Below are 8,151 nucleotides of genomic sequence, written 5' to 3'. Positions count from 1 at the left end.
TCGGCGATCGAGGTGATGAGGTTGACCACGTGGTTGATCTCGGAGGAGGACGAGGTCAGCTGGGCCACGGTGGTGTTGGCCGACTCGGCGGCGACCACGGCCTCGGCGGCCACCCGGGCCGCGTCCGAGGCGTTCCTGGAGATCTCCTCGATCGCGCCGCCCATCTCGCGGGAGCCGTCGGCGACGTCGCGCACGCTCTGGCTCACCTCCTGGGAGGTCCGCACCGCGGCCCCGGCCTGTACGGAGGTCTGGGCGGCGCTGTCGGCGAAGGTGCTGGTGACCCGGTCCAGCTCGGTCGACATCTCCGCGAGCGTGCCGGCGTGGTCGGCCACCTCGGTGACGACCGAACGGACCGCCGAGAGCGCCTCGTTGAGCGCCACCGCCATCTGTGCGGGCTCGTCCTGGCCCCCGGTCGGCAGCTCCACGTTCAGCTCCCGGCGGGCCACGGTGCGCAGGGCGTCCCGGGCCGCCGTGACGGGGGTGACGATGCTGCGCGTGACGGTGTAGGCGAGCAGGACGCCCAGCAGGAGCGCCAGCGCCGTACCGACCGTGATGGCCCGCTGGGCGGAGGCGGCCGCGTCCGCGGAGGCCGCCACGGCCTGCTGGCTGCGCTGGTCGACGGACTGCGCCAGCTGCTGGGAGGCGCGCAGGATCCGGTAGTAGGTGTTCCAGCTGTCGCTGGTGGCGAGCTGGTCGCCCGCCCACAGGGACTCGGGGGTGTCCTTGCGGAAGGTCTCGACGATCTTGTCGTTGGTCGCGAAGTACGTCTCGGACTCGGCGGTGATCCGGTCGAACAGCTTGCGCTCAGGGGTGGTCATGACGCCGGTGGCCACCTGGGAGACGAAGTTCTCGAAGCGCTTGCGCTCCTGCTCCCAGGCCTTGTAGTTGACGGAGTCCCCTCCGAAGGCCCGGCCGGCGCCCAGCCGGTGGACGTCGGTGATGTAGGCGCTCTGCCAGCCGCTCATGCTGGCCGCGTAGAACTTGATCTCTTTGGCCTGGCTGGTGAGCACCTGCAGGTCGCGAACCTGCGCGGCGGTGTTCCGCTGGTCCTGGATCGCGGAGAAGGCGATCACCGCGACCACCGCGAGGAGCACCAGCAGAGCGGTGAAAGCCCCCGCCAGCCGCACTCCGATTCTGACGCGACGCATGCAGCCCTCCGTGATCGACACTTCTCTGAACACGCATCGGCGGAGGAGGGGGGAACCTGAGCCCACCTGTTCCGGACGGTGCCGTGGGATCGCCCACTCGGCGTGGCCCCGGCGGCGTTTACGCCGTAAACAGTCCGGAGCCTCGGAGCGCCCGGCAGTGTTTACGGCGTAAACACTGTGGAGCGGGCGGGGCGGTCGAGTTTTTCCGGCGTAAACACCCGGGGGTGAGAGCGGCCGGGTGTTTACGCCGTAAACACCCGGGGCGCCGGGCGGCCGGCTTCTTCCGATCACTGTCGGCCCCGCCTGGCAGACTGCGGTGCGGGTACGGCGGACGCACGGGAGGTCGTGGTGATCGGTGACGCGGACGGGGATGCCGGGCGCCGGGACGACGTGATCCAGGCGACCGCCGTGGTCCGGGACGACGCCGTCCGGGGGACCGCCGTGGCCGGAGCCGACACGACGCTCTCGGCGACGACCGCGGCCCGCATCACGGCCAGCGTCCCGGAGACCACCCGCCGCGCCTACGCCGGAGACTGGAACCGCTTCACCGCCTGGTGCGCCCGGGAAGGCCGTACGGCGCTGCCCGCCTCCGCCGAGACGCTCGCCGAGTACGTCTCCGCCCTGGCAGACGAGGGCAAGGCCCCGGCCACCATCACCCGGGCCATCGCCGGCATCCGCACCGCGCACCGGATCAACGGCCTCCTGCCGCCCGACACCACCGCCGCCCGCGCCGTCCGCAAGGCCTACCGGGGAGAACGGGCCGCGGCCGGGACGCCCAACCAGCGCCAGGCCGCCGCTCTGGCCGTCTCCCACCTGCGGCGCATCGCCGCGGCCCTGGACACCGGCACCGCGACGGACCTGCGCGACCGCCTGACCGTCGTGCTCGGCTGGGCCATGATGGCCCGCCGCAGCGAGCTCGCGGGTCTCGACCTGGGCGACGTGACCGACGTCGAGCAGGGCCTGCTGGTCACCGTGCGCAGATCCAAGACCGACCGGGCCGCGACCGGCCGCCGGGTCGCCGTCCCCTACGGTTCGGACCCGCTGACCTGCCCCGTGCGCACCCTGCGCGCCTGGCGGGCCCTGCTGGCCGAGCGCGGCTCGACCTCCGGGCCGCTGCTGCGCCGCATCGACCGCCACGGCGTCATCGCCGGCGTCCCGGGCGCCAGGCCCTCCGGCAGCGGCCCCGCGGACGGGCGTCTCAGCGGCCACACCATCGGCACGATCCTCACCCGCGCCGCCCGGCGCGCCGGCCTGGCCATCGACGACCTGAGCGCCCACAGCCTGCGCGCCGGCGGGGCCACCGGCGCCTACACCGCGGGCGCCGACCTGGTCTCCATCGGCCGCCACGGCGGCTGGCGCGACGGGTCGAGCGAACTACTGAAGTACATCCGCGACGTCGACCGCTGGAAGCACAACCCGATGCACGGCGCCGGCCTCTGAGTCCCTGGAGTGTTTACGCCGTAAACACCTGGCTCTGATCTGATCCCGTGTGCGTGGGACCTTCAGGCGACCGAACGCCGCTTGCTGTATTCCTCCGCTGCTGCGAGCAGCACACTGAGAGGGATCATGGCCTGATCGTCTGCCAGGCTCGCAACGATCGCCTCGCGGATCAGCGCCGTCGGCTTGACGCCGCGCTCGGCTGCTCGGGCGCGCACCGCGTCCATCACCGGCTTGGGCAGCCGCAACGACGTGGTGATCATCTGATCGGACACCTCGTGGGTGACGTCCATCTCAGCCCCAGTTCTCAGGTGGGCCATCCTGGAGATCTTCGACGCTCACTCCTGGCAGGTCGGTCAGGATGGGTCCCCAGGTGTACTTGCCGGCGAGGGTCAGCACGGTGCGGTCGGTTCGGTTTCCCCAATAGGCTGCCTCGGCCACGTCGATCGGCACCGTGTCGACCCCGAGATCCGCCCAGGTGCCGGAGATCCCTCTCTGGGCGTCTCCGTCGAGATCGACCTTGACAGGGTCATAGCCGACACCGAGCCGGACAACGATCTCATCGGAGCCGGGTTGCGGATTACGGGCCAGAAGCTCTGCATCCAGGTATTCGCGCTGGTCGATCGTAAGGCGCGTCCGTGCGGCGATCACCGACGTGACAGGCAGGAGGAGACCTCCGGGGACCTGGCGCTTGATCACATGGACCATGCCGACGGCTTGGTCGTGTCCTTGTGCGTAAGCGGTGATGAGGGAGGTGTCGAGTATGAACTTGGCACTCACGCCGTGGCCCGTCTGGAGTACTTGGCGATGAGCTCTTCAGCACGGCGCTCGCCGGCGGCGAAACCTTCGGGGTTGGACGCGCGGATGGCCTCGATACGACGCGCCTCACGCTCCTTGGCAGCCCGGTAGTCCTCCTGCATCTGCCGGTGGAGAGCCCGAGCGATGTACTCGGCAGGGGTGATGTCCTGGCCGGTCTCAGCGATCCACTGCCGGGCTTCGGCAAGCAGCTCTGCCGGAAGGGACTCGTTATCCATGTGCCGAGCGTAGTGCAGATGCATTGCAGGCCATAGGGCGCCGCGACCTTCCCGTAGAGGGATCGCACCGGGCGCTTTCCTCCGCCACAGCGCCGGAGTGTTTACGCCGTAAACACTCCGGGCGTGGACCGGGCGGTACGGCGAGGCAGGGAGACGGTCAGGTGTCGGCCTGCAGGACCCATACCGACACGTGGTCCGGGTCGTGGGTGTAGACGAGGCGGAAGGTGTCGGTGCGTATCTCGAACGCGCCGGGGATCCCTCCGTAGGGACGGGCTCCCAGCGGTTCGGGATCCTCGGTGAGATCCAGCAGGGTGTCGGCGATCAGCATGCGCAGGCCGGGCGCGGCCTGCCGCAGGGTCTCGCGGACGGCGTCGGCGAGTTCGAGGGACCGCTTCAAGAGCGCTCGCCGGAAACGGGCAGGCCGAGGTCGGCGTACAGCTCGTCCGGGGAACTGTAGCTGTGCGTGGAGAGCTCGCCGCGCTTGCGGGCGGCGATCGCCGCGGTGACGCTCTCGATCTCCCGTTCCCGGCGCAATCGCAGAAGCTCCTCGTACTCCTCCTCGGAGATGAGGACGGCGCGCTCCTCGTCGGAACGGGTGATCGTGGTGGGCTGGTGACCGTGTACGGCGCGGGCCACCAGAGGGCCGAGCCTCTTGCGCGCCTCGACGATGCCGAGTGTCTCGTTGGTCATGCGACCACGATACCCAAGATGTCCATCCTGTGCATGATGCTCACTCTGAACGCTCGTCGGTGTTTACGCCGTAAACACTCCGGGCCTCCGCCGGGTGCATCACCTCGGCAGGCGGTGCACCCGGCGGGAGCCGTACGGCGATGCGGCCTTACGCGACGCCGCCGCCCTTGATCTTCTTGATCTTCTTGAGCTGCACCTTGGCCTTGGTCTTCGCCTTGGTGTTGACGGCCGGGGCCGGCTTCGGCTTGGGCTTGACCGTCGCCTTGGGCTTGACGGCGGGCTTGGGTTTCGGCTTGACCGAGGGCACCGGCGGCGGAGTGGGGGCGGGCACGCAGACGGTCGTCACGATCGAGAGCGCGTGGCTGCTGACATGCGGGATGACCAGGTCGGGTGCGCCGTCGCCGTTGAAGTCCGCCGCCACCACCCGGCCGGGTCCGCTGCCGGCGTTGAAGGAAACGGGCGGGGCGAAGGTGCCGTCGCCGTTGCCGAGCAGCAGGGAGAGCGTGCCGGGGAACGCGTCGTGCACCACGACCAGGTCGGGCTTGCCGTCCCTGTTGAAGTCGCCGGAGGTGACGGTGTCGATGTCCGGCCCCACGGTGTGGGCGACGGCCGGGTCGAAGGTGCCGTCGCCGTTGCCGGCCAGCACATGCGCCGTGCCGTCGGAGGGCGACAGGAAGGCCAGGTCGGTCTGCCCGTCCCGGTTGAAGTCCGCGGCGGTGAGCCCTTCGGGGTAGGAACCTCCGGGGTAGGAGACGGCGGCGGCGAAGGTGCCGTCGCCGTTGCCGAGCCTCACCTCGACGGAGTTGGTCGTCGGCGGGCCGCTGGTGGCGTAGGCCACGTCGTCGTCACCGTCGCCGTCGAAGTCCCTGACGAGGATGTCGGTGCTCCACGCGGCGGGGCCGGCGCCGACGGGCATCTGGAAGGTGCCGTCGCCGTTGCCGGCCAGCAGCTCCGTGGAGGAGCCGCCGCCGATGGACAGCAGATCCTGGTCGCCGTCGTCGTCGAAGTCGCCGGGGACGACGGTCATGGTCACGGCGGAGGCGAAGCCGATGACGGGCGGGGCGAAGGTGCCGTCGCCGTTGCCCGGCAGGATCGTCAGGAGCTGGTCGCCGGCGTCGGGGACGGCCAGGTCGTTGACGGCGTCGCCGTCGAAGTCGGCCACCGCGAAGCGGGAGGCGGAGCCGGATCCGGAGTGGACGGTGACGGGCGGGGCGAAGGTGCCGTCGCCGTTGCCGATCATCACCTGGACGGAGGCGCCGGCGGGCTGCCAGACGCTCACGACGAGGTCGGGCGTGGCGTCAGCGTTGATCTTCGTCGCCACCGCCATGCGGGGGGCGTCGCTGAGAGGGGTGTCGGGGGCGGGGCTGAATCCGACCCCGGCGCAGGGGGTGAGGGCGACGGCCTGGGCGGGGGCCGCCGTGGCGGCCAGGCCGCCGGAGGTCAGGGCGATCGCCGCGAGCAGACCGGTGGCGCGATGACGGGCCGCGGCACGCCGCCGCGGATGGGACGTGTTCAAGGAGCTCCTCCATGAGCCGTTCGCCGCCGGCGGGCGCTCCCTCATGGAGCGCCGTGGGTGCCGGACGGCGGTAAGGGTTCCTATCGGCAGGCGACGGCGGTGGGTGAGGGCTTACGGGGTACGGCCCCGCCGTACGGGGCGCGCCGGGGGGTGTTTACGGCGTGAACACGATGATCATCTGGGATAGTTGGCCTCCTGATCCGAAGTACCACCTCGGGAAGCACACGGAACAGGAGCCCCACGTGGCCAGAGTGCATGTTGTCCTCAACCAGAAGGGCGGCGTCGGCAAGTCCACGCTCGCCGTCAACCTCGCCGCCGTAACCGCCGACACCGTCGGGGGAGTGGCGGGGGAGGACCCCCCGGTCGTCACGGTCTCCATCGACCCGCAGGGTTCGGCCGTCTGGTGGTCGGAGAGAGTCGGGGAGGCGCTCCCCTTCGACTTCGTCCAGGCTCACGACGACATCGCCGGGCTGGCGAACCTCCGGCACATCCCGCACGTCACCGACGTGTGGGTGGACACCCCCGGCTGGCTGGACCTGTCGGACGGCGCCTCGTCCGACGACCCCCTGGGGGACGGCAAGGCCGCCGAGGCGCTGCGTGCCGTACTCGACAACGCCGACGACGTGATCGTCCCGATCGAGCCGGAGCCGCTGGCCTTCCAGCCCACGTTCAACACGATCGAGAAGGTCGTCAAGCCCCGCAAGCTCCCCTACCTCGTCGTCGCCAACAACTGGGACCCGCGTGACGGCCGCGCCGACCTCGACGACACCCTGCAGTTCGTCCGCAACCAGGGCTGGCCGCTGGCCAACACGGTCATCCGGCACTACAAGATCCACTCCCGCGCGTCGGCCGAGGGGCTGGTCGTCACCCAGTACCCCAAGAACCGGGTCGCGATGGAGGCCCGCGAGGACTTCTACCGGCTCGCACTGGAGCACGGTCAGCTGCGGAACGGGAACGGGAAGGCCTGATGGCGGGCAAGAGGACAAGCCTGGCGGCGCTCATGGTCGGCCAGCCGGCCGAGACCGGAGCGGAGGCCGCAGAGGCCAGGGAGGCCGCGGAGGCGCCGAGGTGGCCGCAGACCGTGCGCCTGGAGGATCTGGCCGACAACCCCGACAACCCCCGTGACAGCCTGCGCGACCTGGAGGGCCTGGCCGACACGATCCGGGACGAGGGCCTGCTGCAGGATCTCGTGGTGGTCCCCCGCGACGTCTGGCTGGGCGCCTATCCGCACCACGCCGAGCAGATCGGCGACAAGCCGTACGTCATCCAGCACGGCCACCGTCGCCGGCACGCGGCCGCGCTGGCCGGGCTGACCGAGGTGCCGGTGAAGGTGCGCGACTCGGCCGACTCCGCCGAGGAGCGCACCCTCATCGAGAACTTCCAGCGGGACGACCTGACGCCGCTGGAGGAGGCGCGCGCTCTGCAGCGCCTGATGGACCTGCGGGAGATCTCCCTGCGGGAGGCCTGCCGGAAGGTGGGCAAGTCCGCGGGATGGGGGTCGCAGCGGCTGATCCTGCTCAAGCTGATCCCCGAGTTGCAGCAGGCGCTGGCCGACGGCGTGCTGCGGGTGGAGGACGCCCGGGAGATCGGCAAGCTTCCACCGGAGGAGCAGGCGATGCCTGTCGCCCCGCCGCCCGTCGAGGCGCCGCCGCCTCCCGCAGAGCGGCCCCGGCCCTCCGCCGGGAACGGCGCCCAGAACGGGGAGGGTGTTTACGGCGTAAACACTCCGAGGAGGAGTACGGCCGGCCGGGACCGGTTCTCCGCGGAGATGAGCGACTACGGCGTCATCCCGATGGGCCCGCCCGCGGCCATCGCGGCCGAGCTGCGCGCCCGGCTGTCGAAGGAGGACCTGGAGAAGCTGGTGGAACTGCTCTCGATGGCGGTGGCCCGCTGAGAGAGGCGGGGAGTGTTTACGGCGTAAACACTCCGGCCGGTGGACGCCGTACGGCGGCGCCCGATCGCTGAGAACGCCAGTGGGGCCGTCACCGGAAATCCGGTGACGGCCCCACTGGCGTCGTGTGAGAGATCGGCGGGAAGGGCGGCCTCTCAGAGGAAGAACGTGGCGCGCTCAGCCGCGGAGCGCGGACAGGCGCTCGCGCAGGAACCCGCGACCGGCGTAGGCGGCGCCGAGGGCCATGAGCAGGCCGCCGACGATGAACCCGGCGGGGGTGCCGGCCGGGCCGTCGGCCGGGGTGGCCGAGTTTCCGCCGGGGAGGGCGACGACGGAGGTCGTGGTCTTGTCGGTCGCCTCGGAGACCGCGGCGGGACGGAGGGCGGCGGCGGTCGCGGCGACGGGCTGGGCCGCGGTGGCGGCCTTGCCCGCCGC

At 71.1% G+C, this 8,151-nt stretch carries 11 protein-coding genes; 3 read left to right on the top strand and 8 right to left on the bottom strand.

Going from position 1 to position 8,151, the window contains the following annotated elements:
- A partial coding sequence (locus Pta02_RS40315; protein WP_203880330.1) for a methyl-accepting chemotaxis protein occupies positions 1 to 1,148 on the bottom strand: 1,148 nt, incomplete at its 3' end.
- A gap of 348 nt (positions 1,149 to 1,496) precedes the next feature.
- Between Pta02_RS40315 and Pta02_RS40310 the strand changes: the two genes are divergently transcribed.
- Positions 1,497 to 2,588 carry a site-specific integrase gene (locus Pta02_RS40310; RefSeq protein ID WP_239131599.1) on the top strand — a complete coding sequence of 364 codons (1,092 nt, stop codon included), beginning with the start codon at positions 1,497 to 1,499 and terminating at the stop codon, positions 2,586 to 2,588.
- A gap of 62 nt (positions 2,589 to 2,650) precedes the next feature.
- Here the strand turns inward: Pta02_RS40310 and Pta02_RS40305 are convergent, their stop codons facing one another.
- The 6 genes from Pta02_RS40305 to Pta02_RS40280 all read right to left on the bottom strand — a co-directional run bounded on the left by Pta02_RS40305 (position 2,651) and on the right by Pta02_RS40280 (position 5,825).
- Complete coding sequence (locus Pta02_RS40305) at positions 2,651 to 2,878, bottom strand: hypothetical protein (RefSeq protein WP_203880329.1); 228 nt, start codon at positions 2,876 to 2,878, stop codon at positions 2,651 to 2,653.
- A gap of 1 nt (position 2,879) precedes the next feature.
- Positions 2,880 to 3,365, bottom strand: coding sequence for a hypothetical protein (locus tag Pta02_RS40300; protein WP_203880328.1), 486 nt, complete (start codon positions 3,363 to 3,365; stop codon positions 2,880 to 2,882).
- Complete coding sequence (locus Pta02_RS40295; RefSeq protein WP_203880327.1) at positions 3,362 to 3,619, bottom strand: hypothetical protein; 258 nt, start codon at positions 3,617 to 3,619, stop codon at positions 3,362 to 3,364. Before Pta02_RS40295 ends, Pta02_RS40300 begins: the two co-directional genes overlap by 4 nt.
- A 157-nt stretch (positions 3,620 to 3,776) precedes the next feature.
- Positions 3,777 to 4,016: a type II toxin-antitoxin system RelE family toxin gene (locus Pta02_RS40290; protein WP_203880326.1), complete on the bottom strand. Its 240-nt coding sequence runs from the start codon at positions 4,014 to 4,016 to the stop codon at positions 3,777 to 3,779.
- Positions 4,013 to 4,309, bottom strand: coding sequence for a type II toxin-antitoxin system prevent-host-death family antitoxin (locus Pta02_RS40285; protein ID WP_203880325.1), 297 nt, complete (start codon positions 4,307 to 4,309; stop codon positions 4,013 to 4,015). The genes Pta02_RS40290 and Pta02_RS40285 overlap by 4 nt, the downstream gene beginning before the upstream one ends.
- Before the next feature lie 148 nt (positions 4,310 to 4,457).
- Positions 4,458 to 5,825 (bottom strand): FG-GAP repeat domain-containing protein, encoded by a 1,368-nt coding sequence (locus Pta02_RS40280; RefSeq protein WP_203880324.1) that lies wholly within the window; start codon positions 5,823 to 5,825, stop codon positions 4,458 to 4,460.
- A gap of 242 nt (positions 5,826 to 6,067) precedes the next feature.
- On the opposite strand from Pta02_RS40280, the gene Pta02_RS40275 reads away from it, so the two are divergent.
- Together Pta02_RS40275 and Pta02_RS40270 are read left to right on the top strand one after the other, a co-directional pair.
- Positions 6,068 to 6,793, top strand: coding sequence for a nucleotide-binding protein (locus Pta02_RS40275; protein ID WP_203880323.1), 726 nt, complete (start codon positions 6,068 to 6,070; stop codon positions 6,791 to 6,793).
- A complete protein-coding gene (locus Pta02_RS40270) occupies positions 6,793 to 7,719 on the top strand; it encodes a ParB/RepB/Spo0J family partition protein (protein WP_203880322.1) in 927 nt (308 codons plus the stop codon). Before Pta02_RS40275 ends, Pta02_RS40270 begins: the two co-directional genes overlap by 1 nt.
- A 174-nt stretch (positions 7,720 to 7,893) precedes the next feature.
- On the opposite strand, the gene Pta02_RS40265 is transcribed toward Pta02_RS40270, so the two are convergent.
- The coding region (locus Pta02_RS40265; RefSeq protein ID WP_203880321.1) for a hypothetical protein at positions 7,894 to 8,151 on the bottom strand (258 nt) is incomplete at its 5' end.

The sequence above is a fragment of the Paraplanobispora takensis genome (genome assembly GCF_016863195.1).
Taxonomy (GTDB): Bacteria; Actinomycetota; Actinomycetes; order Streptosporangiales; family Streptosporangiaceae; genus Planobispora; species Planobispora takensis.
Note: the sequence above shows the minus strand (reverse complement) of the source record. Positions and strands in the feature narration are given on the sequence as shown.